The 18,331-nt window shown below is 62.7% G+C and carries 10 protein-coding genes; 3 read left to right on the forward strand and 7 right to left on the reverse strand.

Translation table 11 applies throughout. The features are described from left to right. Positions 1-13: 13 nt before the first annotated feature. The 5 genes from JRN21_05175 to JRN21_05195 all read right to left on the reverse strand — a co-directional run bounded on the left by JRN21_05175 (position 14) and on the right by JRN21_05195 (position 5,380). On the reverse strand, positions 14-1,243 hold the full coding sequence (locus tag JRN21_05175) for a glycosyltransferase family 4 protein (GenBank protein MDG6988702.1): 1,230 nt from the start codon (positions 1,241-1,243) through the stop codon (positions 14-16). A 70-nt stretch (positions 1,244-1,313) separates the two neighbouring features. Further along, a complete protein-coding gene (locus JRN21_05180) occupies positions 1,314-2,303 on the reverse strand; it encodes an NAD-dependent epimerase/dehydratase family protein (GenBank protein MDG6988703.1) in 990 nt (329 codons plus the stop codon). Positions 2,304-2,314: 11 nt separating this feature from the next. Then, entirely contained in the window at positions 2,315-3,229 is a 915-nt protein-coding gene (locus JRN21_05185) for an NAD(P)-dependent oxidoreductase (GenBank protein ID MDG6988704.1), read from the reverse strand. Positions 3,230-3,237: 8 nt separating this feature from the next. After that, positions 3,238-4,320: a UDP-N-acetylglucosamine 2-epimerase (non-hydrolyzing) gene (wecB, locus tag JRN21_05190; protein ID MDG6988705.1), complete on the reverse strand. Its 1,083-nt coding sequence runs from the start codon at positions 4,318-4,320 to the stop codon at positions 3,238-3,240. Between the two features lie 70 nt (positions 4,321-4,390). After that, positions 4,391-5,380 carry a glycosyltransferase family 2 protein gene (locus tag JRN21_05195; protein ID MDG6988706.1) on the reverse strand — a complete coding sequence of 330 codons (990 nt, stop codon included), beginning with the start codon at positions 5,378-5,380 and terminating at the stop codon, positions 4,391-4,393. Between the two features lie 133 nt (positions 5,381-5,513). Between JRN21_05195 and JRN21_05200 the strand changes: the two genes are divergently transcribed. Then, positions 5,514-6,410, forward strand: coding sequence for an IS5 family transposase (locus JRN21_05200; protein ID MDG6988707.1), 897 nt, complete (start codon positions 5,514-5,516; stop codon positions 6,408-6,410). Positions 6,411-6,599: 189 nt separating this feature from the next. On the opposite strand, the gene JRN21_05205 is transcribed toward JRN21_05200, so the two are convergent. Continuing rightward, the gene (locus JRN21_05205) at positions 6,600-8,156 is read right to left on the reverse strand and encodes an oligosaccharide flippase family protein (GenBank protein ID MDG6988708.1); all 1,557 of its coding nucleotides are present in this window, start codon (positions 8,154-8,156) and stop codon (positions 6,600-6,602) included. 767 nt (positions 8,157-8,923) lie between these two features. Between JRN21_05205 and JRN21_05210 the strand changes: the two genes are divergently transcribed. After that, complete coding sequence (locus JRN21_05210; GenBank protein ID MDG6988709.1) at positions 8,924-9,277, forward strand: hypothetical protein; 354 nt, start codon at positions 8,924-8,926, stop codon at positions 9,275-9,277. Positions 9,278-9,554: 277 nt separating this feature from the next. Here the strand turns inward: JRN21_05210 and JRN21_05215 are convergent, their stop codons facing one another. Then, positions 9,555-17,870, reverse strand: coding sequence for a hypothetical protein (locus JRN21_05215; protein ID MDG6988710.1), 8,316 nt, complete (start codon positions 17,868-17,870; stop codon positions 9,555-9,557). On the opposite strand from JRN21_05215, the gene JRN21_05220 reads away from it, so the two are divergent. Next, positions 17,809-18,309, forward strand: coding sequence for a hypothetical protein (locus tag JRN21_05220; GenBank protein ID MDG6988711.1), 501 nt, complete (start codon positions 17,809-17,811; stop codon positions 18,307-18,309). The genes JRN21_05215 and JRN21_05220 overlap by 62 nt on opposite strands. Positions 18,310-18,331 lie beyond the last annotated feature (22 nt).

Here is an 18,331-nt window from a genome sequence, read left to right on the forward strand (position 1 = left end):
TATCTCATCTGTCTTAAACCGAACCTGGCCAGAGTGATGGTGTCAGCGGGTCTGGCTCCGTTACACCCTGTGCAGTTTGGCGAACTAGTATCTTGCGAACCTTGAACTTCCTGTTCAACGCCTCGATCAGTGTAATGAGACTTCTTCCAACGGCTTCCATTGTGTAATTCTGCTGGACGACGCCTCTTCCTCTTGTGCCAAGTCTAATCGCTTCGGCCTTATGTGAGTACAAGAACAGAACTGCCTTGGCCACGGCTTTGTAGTCCCCAGGCTCCACAACGAACCCAGAACGGGTAGCCGCCACGTAGATTCCAGCCACTCCACGCGAACAGCAAATAATCGGTCTACCCGCAGCCTGGTACTCGTAAATCTTCGACGAGAAACCCTTCTCGATGTTCCCTGTGCCAGCCAGGGGTACAATAAGCACATCTGAACTCATCATCATGGAAGCTGCTTCCTTTCGTGGAACGACATTGTCGGAGACAAGGACGTTCGTGAGCCCCATGCTTTTAACGACAGACTTCAGATGAGCCGACATCTCACCCGCGCCTTGAAACACGAACCTAATCTCAGGGTGAACGGCGAGGTCGGCAGCCGCATGAAGTACTTGGTCGAAGTCGTAGGCTTTGGAGAAGGCCCCAACGTAGAGAACCTGAAAGGTTTCCGAGTCCCTCTCCTTATTCCATCCGTCGAACAACCTCATGTCCACTCCTCCGGGAATGACCTCAATCTTGGATCGGGCAATCGAATACTTTTCAGTTAGAGTCTCGACGTACCCAGAGCTGATGGGGGTGATACAGTCAACCAGTGAGTAGGCTGTCCTCGCAACCAAATCACCCACTAAATGGCCCGTGCCTGACTTCAGCATTCCAAGATCATATAGGGACTCAGGCCAGAGGTCGTCCACGTTCAGAACCAGGACGCCCCCCACGAGTCGAGCATAGACTGATCCTGGGAAAGCTACAAGAGTCTGAGGATTCGAGGCAAAGACCGCGTCTGCCTTCCTCACAAAGGGATATGCGAAGAAAGAAGTGAACATGAAGCACATGAACATAATGAGCCTCCTCCCGAAACCCTTCGACGGTAGAGGAGGCAAGAAGGTGCGAATAACTCTGAGACCTCGCTGGTTCTCGACTGCCAGTGGCTTCCACCTATACTCTGATGGCACTTTCCCATCCGGGTAGTGCGGCACGCCAGCGACCACTGTGACCGAGACGCCGTTTGCTACTAATCCCTTCGCCACATTAAACGCCCTTGTCGCGCTCCCTGCAAGGTCAGGAGGATAGATTTGTGATAGAATGAGTACACGTAGCCTAGAACTTGGCGCTTGCACCTATGTTCTCCCAGTTTTCCAGAAACCACTGATGAACCTTGCTAAGAGAGTCTCTCACGGTAGCCTTGGGACTGTATCCTAGAAGCCGTTTGGCTTTAGAGATTGAAGCTCGCCTTCGAGTTGACTTGTCCCAGTCTCTCTTTTCTCTGTAGAGGATTCCTGTTTTGTTCTTCGTGATTTCATTAACCCATTTAGCCAAGTCAATCACTTTCGTCTCTTCACCTGATGCAAGATTAAACGCCTCGCCCACGGCTTCTGGAACTACACCTAGCCGGAGAGTACCGTCAGTGATATCATCTACGAATGTGAAATCACGCGTTTCGTCTCCGGTGCCCATGATTGGAAGTGGTCTGTTGTTCATGGACCAGAACATGAAGTTGGGAATTACGTTTCGATAGAGACCAGGTACCTCGCCGGGTCCATAGACGTTAAAGTACCGGGCAATCGCGATGGGCGTCTTGTAATAGTTACTGAAGTAGTTACAGTAGAGTTCTCCGACGAGCTTATTGATTTGATATGGGGTGTCCAGGTGAATCGACATGAAGTCTTCCTTAAGAGGCAATGGTGCTGTGCTGCCGTATACCGAGCATCCTGACGACGCATAAACAATCCTCTTTACTCCCACTTCTCTGGAATGCTGGAGAACCCGCAAGGTACCTGTCCCGTTGACGGCGAGGTCGGCTTCGGGATGATCAACGCTGTTTTGATTGGCGAAGTGGGCAGCCAAGTGGAACACATAAAATGGTTTGAATGAATAAGCCTGTTTCATAATGGCCTCATCAAGAATACTCCCTTTGATGAAGACAACACGGTTATCCTTTGGGATGTTCCATTCGTATGCTGCGGACAGATCGTCGAGAACAATAACGCGAGCCGCACCCGCTCGAAGCAGTGCCTTGGTCAGATTGCTGCCGATGCAGCCAGCCCCTCCAGTCACTAAGATAGTCGCGTCCGCGTAGCCACCGAGCACTTCTTTTGAATTCAACACTCGCGCCCTCCGTCATAGGTATCTTTGAACCATTCTGCGGTTCTCGCGATTCCATCCTGGACCGTCATCGTTGCCTTGAAGCCAAGGTCACGGCTGGCCTTCGACGAATCTGGAGTCTTGACCTTCGTGGTGAAACCCTCCTCTTTCCTGTACGTGACCTTCGAATCAGTCTTCCCCAGTGCCTTCAGGATCATATCAGACACTTGTTTTATCTCATAAGTCGTCTCTCCTCCGAGGTTGTAAACCTCGCCTGGCTTGAATGTGTCCGTTAAGTTCGACAAGGCAGAACAGATGTCGTTCACATATTCTAGAGTTCTCTTATGGCCCAAATATACCGTGTAAGGCAGGTCGTGTATTCCACTGTAGATGAATTTCGGGACGAAACCTCGATATGGGGTATAGTGTTCGCCTGGCCCGTAAACGTTGAACGGTCGAATCCTGACTGTCTCCGTTCCGAACATGCTCGCTGAGTTGAGGACCTGCATCTCTCCGACCCACTTCGTCATTGCATAATCGTTCATCTGCTTTATCGGAACTTTGTCCATGACATCCTCCGACATCCTGCCACTGTAGTCCCCGTACACTTCGGCACTACTAAAGAATACCATGCGAAAGTGCTTCTTCTCTTGCATCCTAATCAGATTCTTGGTTCCCACGGCATTTGTGTTCCAGAGGTTCTCGTAGTAGTCTTCTCCGTTCCACCTTCCATATTCTGCCGCAAGGTGGTATACTAGGGCGTAATCATTATGGTCAAACAACTTCTCAACCTGTCTGAACTCGCTGACGTCGCACCGAATGAACTGGGAGTCGTCACAATTAAGAAGGTCCGAGACCCAGGTCTCATGTCCGTGTTTTCGCAACTCGCTCACTAGGTGAGTTCCGATGAACCCCCGTCCGCCAGTAACCAAGATCCGATTCAAGGCCCCTTGACCTCGGTTTTCGTGAGTATATTGACTATGCGCTCACCAGCGTGACCGTCACCGAAGGGGTTGCTCCACTTTCTCGGTTTGCTCCTCATCAGTTTTACAGACTCCAACAAGTTCTTGGGGTCCGCTTTGGTAAGCATGTTTGAGCCCACCAGGAGGGTTTCTGGGCGTTCGGTATTGTCTCGGATTGTAACACACGGAACCTTTAGCACACATGTTTCTTCCTGAACACCACCCGAATCGGTGAGAACAAGGTCTGCGTTCTTCATCAGCCTCACAAACTGGAAGTACCCTAGAGGCGGGATAACTTGGAGGCGCTTGTCCAGCTCAAGTCCGAATTGTGAGATACGCTTCTTGGTTCGAGGGTGCATGGGGTATACGATTGGGTATCCTAAATTGTCGCCAGTAGTAGTGATGGCTTGGAGAATTTGTTTCAGTCTACCCTTGTCATCAACGTTTTCCTGCCTGTGCAGCGTGAGAAGGAAGTAACCCTCCGTCGGAACCTCGACCCCAAGCTCTGACTTGCTTGCGGCTGGTAAGTCATGCTCAATCGCGTCAACCACCGTGTTCCCAGTTACGTGAATTGAGTCCTTCTTGATGCCTTCCTGAAGGAGATTTCGCCTCGAGAAGCGGGTGGGAGCGAACAAGAGATTTGATAGGTGATCAGCCACAATGCGATTTGTCTCCTCGGGCATTCGTGTGTCCCCACTTCTGAGGCCCGCTTCCACATGACCCAAGATGACCCCAGACTTTGACGAGGCCAAACTGCCTCCCAGTACTGTATTCGTGTCACCCTCAACTAGGACCGAATCAGGTTTCTGGGCTTGAAGAAACTTCTCAACGCCGATGAGTATTCTCGCGGTCTCTTCGGCATGGGTGCCCGACCCAGAATTGAGATTGTGCTCTGGTTCTGGCAGCCCTAACTGCTCGAAGAGCGCTTGGTCCATGTTGTAAGAATAGTGCTGACCTGTATGCAGAAGAAGAAAGTCGATTCTTCGCCTCTTGAGTGCCCTGATTATCGGAGACATTTTGATGATTTCGGGGCGAGTACCAAGAATGACTGCTGGTTTCAAGACGTTCTGTCCCTCCCGTCTCGTGTCATTTCCCTGGCACTTCAACTCACTTATGGCTTGAGCGGTTGCCTCAACCGGAGTGTCTCAGCCTGACTTCCAAGTTGTTAATCGAATAGAGCAGCATCGCTGCAATTATAAGAAGGACTCCGAGTATGAGGCTGCCGGTGCTGAGGAGCGCGAAGGGAAGGCTGAAGTAGCGGGAGCCGTCATAGAGTTGAACTAGAAAGAACACCATGAGAGACCCAAACGTAATGAGGGCCAGACCCGGGACGCCCAGATACAGAAGAGGGCTTCTCTCCAGTATGGACCTGACGATTGTTCCTGCGACATAGGTGCCGTGCCTCGTCGAACCGTAAGTTGACGTGTCATCTCCGTAAATCACTGCAACAGGGACCTCGACTACTTTCAGACCTTTCCTAAGAGCGTCGATAATCATCTGTGATTCGACGCCGATTCCGTGCTCAGTCACGGCGAGTTCATTCAAAGCCTTCTTGGAATAAGCTCTGAATCCACTCTGGCTGTCTCTTAATGCCCCATTGGAAGCTCTGTTGGTCATGTCATTGAGAACCTTGTTCCCAAACTTGCGGTGGTTGGGCATACCACTCCCCTTCTCTCTAGCCCCGTTGACGACGTCGGCCTTTCCCTGGATGATAGGCTCAATCAAGAGAGGGATTTCACCAGGGTCATGTTGTCCGTCGCCATCCATGGTAACCACTGCCGTGGCGCCCAAGTCTTTCGCCACACAAAGCAAATCCGCGAGCGCAACACCCTTTCCCAGATTAGAGTCGTGGCGAATCACCATCGCCCCGAGTCTCTCCGCTATCTTGCTTGTCATGTCAGACGAGCCATCGTCGCAAACGATTACCCGGCGTACATGTTCCTGTGCTCTGATTATGACAGAGGCAATATGCTCTTCCTCGTTGAAACAGGGGATGCAGGCCACAAGAAACGGCGTTCCGACTCTTTCTGCATCTTGGCGATCGCCGCTTGCGACCGTGGGCGAAGCTCTAAGAATCTGCTTGGGTTCCTCAAGTCGAAGCCATGCATCGCCTTCTGACATACTGAGATGATTATTGCATCCCCCCTGAGTATTTAGGGGTTTGCTGAGCTGTGGGTTGTTGAATAACTGATTCGTCCGTCAGCCTTGCTTGCCCTGCCTTGACACATGATGAAGCGCCGGTCTACCGTGCAGGATGGCGTCCAAGAAGAAGAGGGACTGGAGGGCGTACAACGAGGAGCTGGTCAGGAGTGGAGAGCTCCTCTTCGACCCAGATTTTTTATCTGGATGGAGAGGAGAGCTCGAAAGCTCCAACGAGGGGAAGGAGGGGGCGAGGTACCGTTATCCAAGCTCGTTAATGAGTATGCTCGCGGCCATCCACGTGTACCTCCTCCCGTACAGGCAGCTCGAAGGGTTCGTGAGGGTCTTCGCAGAGCACGTAGACGTGATCAGAGGGGTCGTCCCTGACTACACGACGATCTGGTGGAGGGTCGCCAGGGTGAAGGTCGACATCGACCCCACGGTGGACAGGGCCAAAGACGTCACCATCGCCGTGGACTCCACGGGCATCAAGGTCTCCAACAGAGGGGAGTGGATACGCCACAAGTGGGCAGTGAAGAGGGGGTTCGTCAAGTTCCACCTCGCGGTGGACGTGAAGACTGGGAAGATGCTCTCAGTGGAAGTGACAGAGGAGAACGTCCCCGACGGGAAGATGCTGGAACCACTCGTACAGGAGGCGGCGTCAAGAGCCGATGTCAGGCACATGATCGGTGACGGGGCCTACGGCTCCAGGGCCAACTTCAGGTACCTCGACGACCACGGCGTAGAGCCGGTCATCAGGGTCAGGAAGAACTCCTCGCTCAGGGCGATGGGGTGCATGCCCAGGAAGCTCGTGGTCCAGGAGCAGCTCGGGGGCTACGACCGATGGAAGAAGAGGCACAGCTACGGGGACAGGTGGAGGGTGGAGTCTGCGATATCGTCCTTCAAGAGCGCATTCGGGGAGCACGTGACGTCAGTGAAGTGGAAGTACATGATCAACGAGCTCCTCCTGAAGGCGTCTGTGTACAACATGTTCCTGTCGGCGAGGGCGTAGGACGAGGCGAGGGAGGGACGGTCGAGGTGTCCGAAGGGGAAAAGGCGCGCCCATCAAACTGGGTTATTCAACAACCCACTGAGCTGGGAAACAGACTTGGGAAAAGCAGGCAACTGTCGTCTCTTTACCAGTTGAAGGGCAGTTTCATGGGAGAATGTAGGGGACAAGAACGGTGAATTGATGCCTGGATTAACGCCGCGCTCGGGCCAACGCCTTTTCGTACCTAACAAGCGGTGATAGCAGCTTCCACAGGATGGGCACTTCCCTTATAGACTCGGAGAGCCTGTCCAAGTCAGCATCGTCAACCGCTCCCAAGATGGGCGCAACCGTGAGGTATATCCCGCCAAAGAGTACCATCTTCACTCCTAGCATTATGATTTTGTGACCAATGACCGGAAGGACTAGGCAAGCAAGGAGGGCCATCAACGAAGCGCTGAGCATGCCCAAGAGTGGACGCCAACTCACAGTCCCAAGCTTGTATCGATGCACTATGTACAACCCAACGCCTGCAATTGTGCAGTTCGAAGCAAATAAGGCGATGATAAGACCAACGACCCCAAGTCCATTTGAAACAGAGAGCAGCGGTGCCATGACTAGCAAGACGACCGCTCCAGGCCCCGTCGCCAAGAAGGTCAGTCTTGGCCGCCCTACCCCCAAGAGGAAACTCGAGGATATCGCTTGGCCGAAAGCCACCGGAGAATATGCAAGAGCCAACAAGAAGAGATAGTTAGATCCGGGAACGAAAGAGGGACCGTAGAAGGTGTAGAGGAGATCAGTTGAAGCAGCCATGAGGAAGAAAATGACGGGCCCTACGAGGTAGGACACGTACTTAAGAGACATGGCGAATGCCTGCCCGGTATCGGCCTTTAGCCCGTGAAGGCTAGCGAAGGCGGGATAGAGCGCCCCCGCAGTGGCGCTCGAAAGGAGCGAGAGTGGTACCGTGAGGTTGATTGCGACTGAGTAATATCCGACCAGCTCGTTGTGTCCAACGGTTACCGCGGCTAGGAGGAGGGAGACGTAGAAGGTTGCTAACCCTGTAAGCAGGCCACCGATGAAAGGGGCGAACCCGAACGTTATCATTTCTTTGGTGTCTTTAACGAGATATCCTAACCTCTCCCGAGCTACCTTGACCTTAGTAAAGAAGAGGAGGATTGCAGAGAAAGCCCCACCAAAGGCGAAAGAGAGGGAGTGCCCCAGTACCGCTCCAGTTACGCCAAGTCCCAGCAATATCAGAGCTGGTGACAACAGAAGCTTTAGCACGGACTGCAGGATGTTGGCGAAGGACGCCTGCCCCATGGCGTACCACCCAGTGGCTACCGCAATCACGTTTAGAATCACCGACTGACCCAATAGGTAGACCGACATGAGGGCAATGTAAGGGGCGAGTTCTGGCCTCTGGAAGAGGACAGTGGCAATCCAGTTAGATGCGAAGTAGTTGATTACGGCCAGAACGCTTCCCACCAGAAGAGAGAAGATCATCGCGCTCTGAGCGAACCGCCGAGCCATCTCCACCTCACCCAGTGCGAGGTGATGGGCGACATACCGAGTAACGGCTGTCCGAGTCCCGAAGTGGGTGAAAATCTGGAGGAGGGACGGCATAACGAGCGAGAGGCTGAACAATCCGAAGTCGCTCGGTCCGAGGAGCCTGGCGACGATGATGCTTGCTGCCGCAGCTATGACTGCAGCGAGGACGTTCCCAGAGAAGAGTACAACACTCCCGCGTGCTGATTGCTTGGCTATGTGCACTTGATGGCCCTCGGCTATACGAGCTCTTTGGGTGCCGTCTTAACGATTCTCGAGGACCTTGTGATGACCATTCAAATCAAGACTTCGGCTTCGGAGTTATTAGTTGGAGTCGCACTTTCGTCCTCGATGCCCAAATCCCTTGGGATGTCTCTGTGACGTTTGTTTCCGTCAACTGCATGATGGTCGCCACTTGTAGTCACCACAGGCAGGTCCGCAACACAGATGGGGTTGAGAACCTGATTTACCCCCACATTCTCCCATGTACTTAGTTCCGGGAAGCTCGGCCCAGCGTGCAATATCACTTTCATGCCTCGCCCAGCCAGAAAAAGCGATGGCTATGCGAAGATGACGCTCTGAAGCGCTATTCACGGTTCCAACGCCCAGGTCTACGGCGCCTGTTCTCGCAACTGCTTGGCGGAGACCACCCCGCTCGCTATCGGTGCCTGGTGTTACCTGATTACCGAGCCCGACTTCGGGGGAGAGCCCCACCTTCAGAGACGATGCCTTATTGGCTGCCCCGAGATAGCTGTTTCGACGACACATTTGTCGACGTGACCAGTGCCTTCCGCCTGGCCTGAGAAGGTCAAGGATATGGGGGGGTTCCCACAGTCGAGGTGGAGACACTGGCTGCTATGAAGGGGGTGGTGTCGCCCCCGGAGCCACTCAAGGAGTGGATACAGCTGGTCCGCAAGGCCCACCAACAGCTACATAGGAGAATCTGCTGGTGCAACGCTTATAGAGCATGCGCGGAGAACCGAAACTGAGCTTTGGACCTCATCCAGATCGCGCTAGCTACGACGAACACGACCACCGGGCTGTCGGGGGTCCTGCCGTCGCAGCTCCTCCCATACGGCTCCATAATCGGGCTGGTGCTCCTGTTCATAGACGGCGTCCTGTTCGGGGTAGCGGTCAAGAAGGCCCTGGTCAGCGTGGTCCTAGTCGTCGTCGCTCTCATGCTGGCCGCCTTCGTCGGGGTGACCGTGCCCTTCGTGAGCTCGGGCACCATCTTCACCCACATCGTGAACATACTGACCTTCCAGGCGGCCCACATAGGGCCGGCCTTCTACGGGCTCCCGATCTTCTTCATCATCGGGTTCGCCATCGGCGTGTGGCGGGGCTAGGCTAGGCCAGGCCAGGGGCCCCTCGGCCCGCTCGCCGCCCTTTCATCGGCGCAACCGTCGTCCCCCTGCTGGCGCTCCATAAGAGAAAGCAGACCCTAAGGGGCTTCGAACTCGGCGACCTTCGCGCCGACCGTCGGTGCGTCCATGACCCCGCAGGCGTGAGAGTTCCGCGTAGTATGCGGACCCGCCGAGGAGGCGCGCTACCTGGAGCTGGTCGAGCGGGAGCGGCCCAGGACGCTCCACCGAGGCGAGGGCGACCCGTCCCTGAGCGCCGCCTTCACGAGGGCTTCCTCCTCCTCGCCAGGGCGAACAGCGCCGAAGCCACCGCCACCGCCGCCGCGAGCACCAGGACCCCGAGGGTGACGGCGGAAAGCCCCGGGGCGCTCCCCGAGCCGGAAGCGGAGGCCGTCGCAGACCCCGAGGTCGTGGACCGCGCGACGGTGGTGGACTGCTGCGAGGTCGAGCCCTGGGTGGTCGTGGTGGCGACCACGGTCAGCGGGGACCCGACGGCGAGGGGGGTCCCCGTGAGGGCAGAGACAGGGACCACGCCGCACAGACCGTCTGACGACGCGACCACGTCGGCTGCAGGCGACCAGGCGGAGCCTGTCCAGTACACCATCAGGGCGCCGGCGGCGAGCCCGGCCGACGCGACGCAGACCTTGGCCGTCCCCGAGGAGACCCCGGTGACCTTCACGTCATAGTAGGCGGCACCTGTCAGGTCCGCCTGGGGGACCCCGGCAGGCGGCGCAGGGCCCGCTCCCCTGGTGGTGATGTTGACGAGGGTCCCGGCGGCCGCCGCCGAGCCCGTTATCTCCACGAAGACCCCGGTGGAGGTCTCGTTGACGGAGGCGCCCCCGGCGAACAGGGCGACCTGGCAGGCCTCCGCCGCCGCGGAGGTGCAGGCGGGCGCGGTCGAAGCGAACTCAGCCGTCAAAGTCCCATAGGTGGCGACGCTCACGGACGTGGAGGGAGCCCCCGGCACGGCCACGGACAGCCCGGGCGAAGCAGACCAGCCGACGAAGCCGTACCCCGCGGACGGGGACGCGGAAAGCGCCAGGGACGAGTCCGCGTCGTACCAGCCGGAGCCTGCCGCGGGGGAAGCCGTCCCCGAGCCGGGCGGACTGACCGCGACCGTGACGAGGTACTGCGTCGCGAAGGTGACGGCGAGCCCGGTCTGGGTGGGGACGACGAGGCTCCCCGACGCCGCGGAAGGCTCGTACCTCACCCCGGGGGCGCTCCCCTGGACGGCAGGGACGTTCCATGTCCGCGTCCCCGAGAGGACGCCCGGGAACGACATCGACGCCGACGCCGACGTGAGGGTGACGCCGTCGAAGGTGGCCTGCCATGTCGTGCCTGGCGGGAGGCCCGACTCGGTGACCGTGACGGAGTAGCTGGAGACGGGCGCCGATATCGGAGCGAACGCCGCGGTCTCGTTCACCGGGCCGCTCATGGTGACGGAGGCGGGGTTGGCGGAGCCGGTGTAGGACCCGGCGCCCGTGCCCGTCCAGGAGGAGAAGGCGTACCCGGGCGAGGGGGTGGCGGTCAGCGTCAGCAGTGCGCTCGCGTCGAACCAGCCGCTCGCGGGAGAGACGGCCCCCGGCCCTGTGGCCTGGACGGCGAGGTAGTACTGGGTGACGAACGCGCCTGACACAGTGCCCCCCGCCGAGGGGGCGGTCACGGTCCCCGACAGGGCGGTGGCCCCGGCCCCGGTAGACGAAATCCAGGCGTACCGCTTTCCGGAGGCGGTGCTCGACACGGCGGCGCTCCAGGAGTAGGCGTGGACGGAGCCGGGGAGCCAGCTGAACGACAGCGGGAACTGCGAGGCGGAGTAGGCGACCCCGTCGACCGTGAGGGCCACCCCGGTCGAGTCGGGCGAGATCCCCGAGACGGCGAACCCTACCGTCACAGGCTGGGCCCCGATGAGGAGAGGGGTCCCGGTCAGGTCGGCCACCGGGACGGTGCCGCAGAGCGTGTCGGGGACCGTGAACGTGATGGGGGTCGCGTCGACCCAGGAGGAGGACCCGTTGCTGTAGTACTGCATGCCAGAGAACTGGGTGGCGGCCGGGTTATCGATGCAGATCTGGGCGGTCCCGTCGGTGATCCCTGTGACCTTGACGTCGTAGTACCCCACGGAGGTGAGGATCGAGCCCGACGTCCCCGCAGGCTGGGAGCCGAGGACCGTCGTGGTGATGTTGGCGCTCGTCCCGTCGGACGCGGTCGAGCCGGTGACGGTGACGTTGGTCCCGGTGGAGGCGGAGTCGTCGGCCGAGACGGACCCTCCGGACGTCTGGGCGACCGTGGAGACGGACGCGGTGACCACGAAGGGGGACGACACCACGATGGACGGTGCCGCGGAGGTGGTCTCCAGGATGAAGTAGTAGGGCCCCGCCGGGGCGAGGGAGGCCGGGACCGTCACGGTCGCGGAGAGGGACCCTCCGGAGCCGGAAGAGACGCCTGTCACCGCAGTCCCCTGCTGGGCGCAGGTCTGGGCCAGCGTCAGGCTGAAGCAGTAGCCGTACGCCGTGGAGGGGGAGAGGCCGGCGGCCGTCAGCGTGAAGGAGGTCCCGGCGTCCCCGGAGGAGACGTTCAAGGACATCGAGGGCCTCACGGTGTAGGGGACCGAGGCGAGGAAGACGCGGACGACGGGGTAGCTCGGGGGCGGGTACACGGTCATCGAGACGGTCACGTAGTAGACACCTCCGGCGGCCGACGAGGGGACGGTGAGCGTCGTGGAGGCGGGGATGTCCCCCGACGCGGTGGAGGAGAAGGCGGGGGACCCCGAGCAGGCCACCAGGTTGGAGCTGGAAAAGCAGTACTCGTAGGTCTGGCTGGGAGAGAAGCCGCTCCCCGTGAGGGTGACGGTCGAGCCGGGGGAGCCCTCGGAGGGGCCGATGGAGAGCGAGGGAGAGGTGACGGTGTAGCGGGCGTAGCCGACCAGCTGGGACCCGAGGCTCACCACGAGGTAGTAGGCGCCGGGGGCGTTGTCCGAGGGGACCGTGGCGCTCAGGCCGCCCGGGAGCTTGCCGTCGCTCGCCGTGACGTAGGAGTTGGAGAAGGCGGGGCCGTCCGGGTAGGAGTACAGCACCACCATGGCGAGGCCGGCCCTCTGGGTCGGGAGCGGGGCGACGACGGACCAGGCGTCCGTCAGGGGGTTGAAGCTCTCCACTGCGTCGGTGTACCCGCCCGCTGTCTTCCCCCCCGCGGCGTAGATCAGGCCGTCCGCCTCCGCCGAGGCCAGCCCCGCGGTGGCGGTCCCGATGGGGGGCGCGCTGGCCCACAGGTTGGTCGCGGGGTCGTAGACCTGCGTGGCCGAGGTGAGGGCGCCCCCTGGCAGGGCGCCGCCGAACGCGTACAGGAGCCCGCCGTCGGCCGAGGCCGCGAGCCAGGAGGGGTCGAGGGGGGGCTGCGAGATCGGGGGGCAGGTCGACTGGGTGCTCCAGCAGTTGGCGGCCGTGTTGTAGGCGTACGCCCCTCCCGGGCCCGTCCCGCCGACCGAGTAGACCTCCCCGTCCAGGTAGGCGGCCGAGGACGCGGAGGTGGCCACGGGGCGGACCGCCACGGAGGCGCTGCACGGCCCCACCGACGACCAGCAGTTCTGGTCAGGGTAGAAGACGTACTGCGCGGAGAGCGAGCCCGAGAGGCCCGTCCCCCCGAAGGCGAACCCCCTCGTGCCGTTGGAGGCGGACGCGAGCCCCGAGGCCAGGGTCGGGTAGGCCGGCCCGGAGGCCCACATGTTTGTGAGGGGGTCGTACACCTGGGTGAGGTCCACGAGGCCCCCTGTGGCGTTGGTCCCGCCGACCACGTAGATCAGCCCGCCGATGCTGAAGGCCGTGGCGTTGGTGACCGCCACGGGGAGGGGCGGCGCCGCCATCCACGCGTTGGTGGCGGGGTCGTACGCTTCGACCGTGTTGAGCGCCGGCGACCCGGCGTTCTGGCCGCCGATGGCGTAGATCGTCGGCTGGCACCCCTGGGTCGGGGGCGCGGGGCCGTAGGCGAGGCAGGTGGCGTACTCCATCCCCGGGGCGAGCCCGCCGGCCCCGAACGAGAACCCGGTCCCCGCCGTCCCGGACGACGGGCTGACGGCGACCGTGGGGGTCGTGACCGTGAAGAGCGCAGACGCCACTACGAGCCCCGAGGCGGCGGCGGTCACCGCGAAGAGCCCCGTGGACGACCCCGAGGGGACGGCGAAGGACGGGACGATGAACAGGCCGGGGTCGCTTCCGTACAGCTGGAAGGTGTGGGCGGAGGAGCAGGCGGCCGGGGACGAGGTCACCCCCGGCTCGAAGCAGTAGTAGTAGGTCGCCTCGGTGGTGTAGTTGGACCCCGAGAGCGCGACCGGGGTGCCGCCGGGGCCGAAGGCGGGTGAGAGGTCGAGCGTGGGGACGCCGAAGCTCGCCGTGACCGTCCCAGGGCCGTCCGGATAGACCCCGGTGGACGGGGCCCACTGGTCCTCGAAGGTCAGGGGGCCGCCGCTGGCGGACCACTGGAGGAAGTCCGCGGGGGCCGTCGGGGTGGCGGCCATGTCGATGAGGACGGTGGCGTTCTCCCACTGGTTCCCGTTGAGCGTGATCGTCCCGGCCCCGGATACGGCGAAGTCGACGAGGTACTGGTGATAGTAGACGATGTCGAGGGCGGCCGGCGCCGACACGGTCCCCGAGCCGACGAGCGCGTACCACCTGTCGGTGGAGTTGGACCCTGTGAGCGGGTCGGTCGCCGTGAAGCTCCCCCCCGCGTTGAACCAGAGCTGGACGGAGGAGGGGGACAGGGGGAGGGTCGCGGTCGACGTCCCGGTCAGGTTCCCCGCGGCGAAGGCGGGGGCCGAGGGGGACCCGCCGTCCGCGACGGTGTAGCTCAGGGTGAGCTGGAACTGCTCGTAGTAGTAGATCGGGCTGTCGACCGCGTTGGCGGCGTCTATCGTCCAGGTCAGGTCGCCGCCGGACACCGGCGCTGCCGAGGAGGCGAGCCACCTGGTCCCGGCCGGTCCCGAGACGAGGAGGGGGGAGGTCGCGACGGTCCCCCTGAGGGCCCAGACGGCCTGCGGGGATGTCGTGAGGTCGACGGCGGCCGCCGATGGGGCGCCGTTCACGCTCCCGCTGGCGGGGATGGTGAAGTACCCCAGGGGGATGGCGGAGACCGGGGCGCCGCCCACGGGGGAGTACTGGACCGTCTGGAGCAGGAGGTCGTAGTAGTACAGGGTCGGGGTGAGCTGGGACCCCTGGACCGTCAGCCCCACGGCCGCGCACGCCGGGTCGATGCACCACTTCTCTGACGAGGTCGACCCGCTGGAGGACCCGGAGACCGAGAGCCCGCCTGCGCCGCTCCCCTCGTCCATCCACTCGGCGAGGGACTGGGAGCACTGCTGCTGGGACTGTCCGGAGGAGCCGAGGTAGGTGTAGGAGATGTCGAAGCAGTTGGGGCTCGCTATCGGGGTGCTCGCCCCCGCGGGGAGGAGGTTCAGGGCGGTGTGCGCCTGCAGGTAGTAGGTGACCACGACGGACGCGGAGGAGGAGGCGGTCCCCGAGGGGGTCCCGGTGTAGAGCCTCTGCGCGCTCCCGGACCCGGCGAGGGGGTCGGTGACCGACCAGGTGGTCCCCGAGTCGACCCAGTAGGAGGCGGCGGTCGAGCCGAGGGCGGCCGTCTGGGGGGACCCGTCGGAGGTGTAGGACAGGGTGGGCGCGGAGTAGCCCGCGGGGAGGGCGGAGGCGGCGCCGTCGACGCTGACGGCGTACTTCATGGACAGGGAGTACTGCCTGGTGAAAGCTATGACGACGCTCGAGCCGGCCGGGACGGCGGTCGAGCCTGATGCGGGGGAGGGGGCGTACCGGCACCCGGTGCCGCAGGCCACGTCGGGGGCGCTCCAGGGGTACGTCCCCACGGAGAGGGCCCCGGTGGCGAGGGACGAGCCCGTAGAGGAGTAGAGCACGCCGTCGAAGGTGACGGTCCAGCTTGTCCCGGAGGGGAGGCCGCTCTCGTCGAAGGTGACCGCCCCGGAGGTGACGGTGAACTGCGCGAACGCGACCAGGGGTCCCGACGTCGAAAGGACGACGACGAAGTAGGCGCCGGGGGCGGTCCCGGAGGGGACCGTGATGGAGCAGGGGGCCGCCGTGGTGCCGGGCGGGGATACGGTGCATGACGCCACCGCCCCTGAGGCGTTCGTGTCAAGCGTCCCCGACGGGAAGGGCCCGGCGCAGGCGCCGCTGGAGGTGCTGAGGCAGAGGTCGTACTGGGAGCTGGGGGCGAGGCCGGACGCGGTCACCGCCGTGGCGGTCCCGGCCGGTCCCGACGATGGGTTGAGCGTGACGGAGGGGACGCCGAAGCTGGCCGTGACGGTCCCCGTCCCTCCGATGACGGCCGTGGTGGAGGGGGAGCCGGCGGAGGCGAAGGTGATGGCCCCCGTGGACGAGCTCCACGCCGAGAAGACGTAGCCGGGGTTCGCGGCCGCGGATATCGCGACCGAGGTGGCGTTCTCCCAGACGGAGGAGCCGGACGGGGTCGTCGACCCCCCTGCGCCGGGGGCGGACGCGAAGGACACCTGGAACTGGTGACAGTAGTCGAGGGGGGGTTCGACGGGCGCGGGCCCTCCCGCGGTCCAGGAGGCGGTCCCGCCAGACACGGCCGCGGTGGAGGAGACCAGGACCCACCTCTCGCCCGTCCCGCCAGCCAGGACGTCGGGGGCGGTCAGAGGGGAGCCCTCCAGGGCGTAGACGAGGGGCGGGGCGCTCATGGGGTTGTAGAGGGCGAGCGTGACGGCCGTGGCCAGGGGGGAGTCAGACTGGGGCGGGGAGGCGCCGTAGGTGAAGACCGAGGGGGCGGTCACGAAGCTGATGGAGGGGGCCGACGGGGACCCCCCGTCGCTGACCTCGTATACGGCGGGGACCGCGACGAGCTCGTAGTAATAGTAGCTCGCGGAAGCAGGGGTCGGCCCCGCGGAGATCTTCGCGCCGTCCCCGCAGACGTTCCCGGGGGCGGCGGGGCCGGTGAGGCACCACATCTGGCCGAGCCAGGACTGCGAGGTGGCGGCGGAGACCGTGACGGTGGTGGACTGGTCGACGGTGAGGACGAGGGGGGACCCGACGTACTCGGCGGTGGTCGTGACGCCGCCCGAGGTGTAGGTGACCGTGAAGAAGTTCGTGGCGTTGAGGGCCGAGGTGCCGAGCGAGTCCGGGGTGAGGGTGATGGAGACCTGGGTCTGCGGCGGGGCGGACGACCCGAAGTCAGCTGTGATGGTCCCCGCGCCGTCTATCGTGGCGGTGGTTAAGGCGGAGGACGCGCTGGAGAACGTTATGGACCCGGTGGACGAGCTCCAGCCGGAGAAGGCGTAGCCGGAGTTCGCGGTGGCGGAGATGGGTATCCCGGGGCTCCCCGCGTCCTCCCAGACGGCCGTCCCCGAGGGGGCGGTCGAGCCGCCGGCGGACGGGCTCGAGGCGAAGGTGACCTGATACTGGTGCTGGTAGTCTATGGGGTTGCCGAGCTGGCTCGGCGCTGTGACCACCCACTCCGCCACGGGGATGGAGTTCACCACCGCGAGGGTGGCGGTCGCGGACGACACGGTCCACTGCTCCCCTGTCCCCGCGCCGCTCAGGACCTGGGGCAGGTAGGCTGTCGTCCCCTTCAGCACGAAGGCGTCGAAGGGCGGGGTGTTGGGGAGGGGCTGTCCTCCGATCCCGGGGGACCCGATGGTGACGGGAGAGTCAGAAGGACCGGCGGCGGCGGGGGCGGTGGTGTAGGCCAGTCCGGGGGGAGTGGGAGGCTGTCCCGGGACATAGGACCCGCCGCCGAGCAGCGCGTATGTGACAGGCTCCGAGAGGAGGCCGTAGTAGTAGTACGTCTCCGTGGCTCCGGACGCCCCTGTGCTGAAGGACGTCGCCTGGCAGGCGCTGGCGGAGTAGGACAGGCACCACGCCTCAGAAGAGGTGGATAGGGAGGACTCGGCGGAGACCTGCACGTTCGTGCCGGCGTCGGCGCTGAAGGAGAGCGGGGCCCCGACGTAGTCGACCGTGGTGGGGGCCCCCGAGTAGGTGTAGGTGACCGTGAAGAAGTTGGTGGCGTTGAGGGCCGAGGTCATCGAGTCAGGGGAAAGGGTGAGCGACACCGGGACTTTGGTGGTGGTCATGGAGAAGGCAGCAGAGGCCGCGTCCCCCACGTCGTCGAAGGCGGTCACGACGGGGGCGGAGAGGGCGGAGCTCGGGACGGTGAACGAGCACCCGTTCGAGGCCGGGAGGACCCCGAGGCTCCCCGACGTGCTCTCGGTCGTGCAGGTGCCGCTCGTGGAGACGGAGCTGCCGGCGAAGTAGACGATGATCGGTGCGCCTGCGGCGTACCCCGAGCCGCTGACGGTCACGACCGTGCCGGCGAGCCCTGAGCCGGGAGAGAGGGTGAGGACCACCGTGCCGGTGACGGTCAGCGCGAAGGTCCCGGAGCTCGCGAGGTTGTTGCCGTCCCCGGCGTAGTTCGCGGTTATGGTCGGGGCGCCGGTCACGGAGTCGGAGTAGGAGACGAAGCAGGAGCCTGAGGAGAGGGTGCACGCGAGGGTGGACCCGAACGAGACCCCGAGGCCGAAGGTCCCGGTGGAGCTCGAGGAGGAGAAGGTCACGGTCCCAGTCGGCGAGCTCCCTGTGACCGTGGCGGTGCAGGTGGTATCCGACCCGGTCGAGCCGGAGGGGGCGTGGGTCGGGTCAGGAGAGCAGGAGACGGACGTGCTCGACGAGGTGGGAAGGGTGCTGTCGGGGCGGACGGGCGCCGGGGCAGGGGTGGCTCCGACGGCCGGTAGCGCCTGCTGTGGGGTGGCCGCCGAGGAGCGCGGCGTCACGCTGACCGGAGAGCCCAGGGCGCTGACCACGAAAAGCGCGACGAAGAGGAACGCCTGCATCTTGGCAGGGCGCCGGAGCTTCACGTCCGTCATCGGGGCGCACCAGCTGTTTCAGGCCGTCGGGAGGGTGCGGCGACCGTCGCCGGAGATGGGGGGGCGCAGACATCCCTTTCTCCCGATGGCAGGAGCAAACGACGGGGACGACGTCGCGGTGTCGGGATAAGCCCAGTCCAAACGCCGCTTGC

The organism is Nitrososphaerota archaeon, assembly GCA_029785825.1.
Taxonomy (GTDB): Archaea; Thermoproteota; Nitrososphaeria; order Nitrososphaerales; family Gagatemarchaeaceae; genus UBA183.

Coding starts and splice junctions, on each gene's coding strand:
- JRN21_05195 (MDG6988706.1), bottom strand. CDS start 5,380: ATGTCAGAAGGCGATGCATGGCTTCGACTTGAGGAACCCAAGCAGATT.
- JRN21_05200 (MDG6988707.1), top strand. CDS start 5,514: ATGGCGTCCAAGAAGAAGAGGGACTGGAGGGCGTACAACGAGGAGCTG.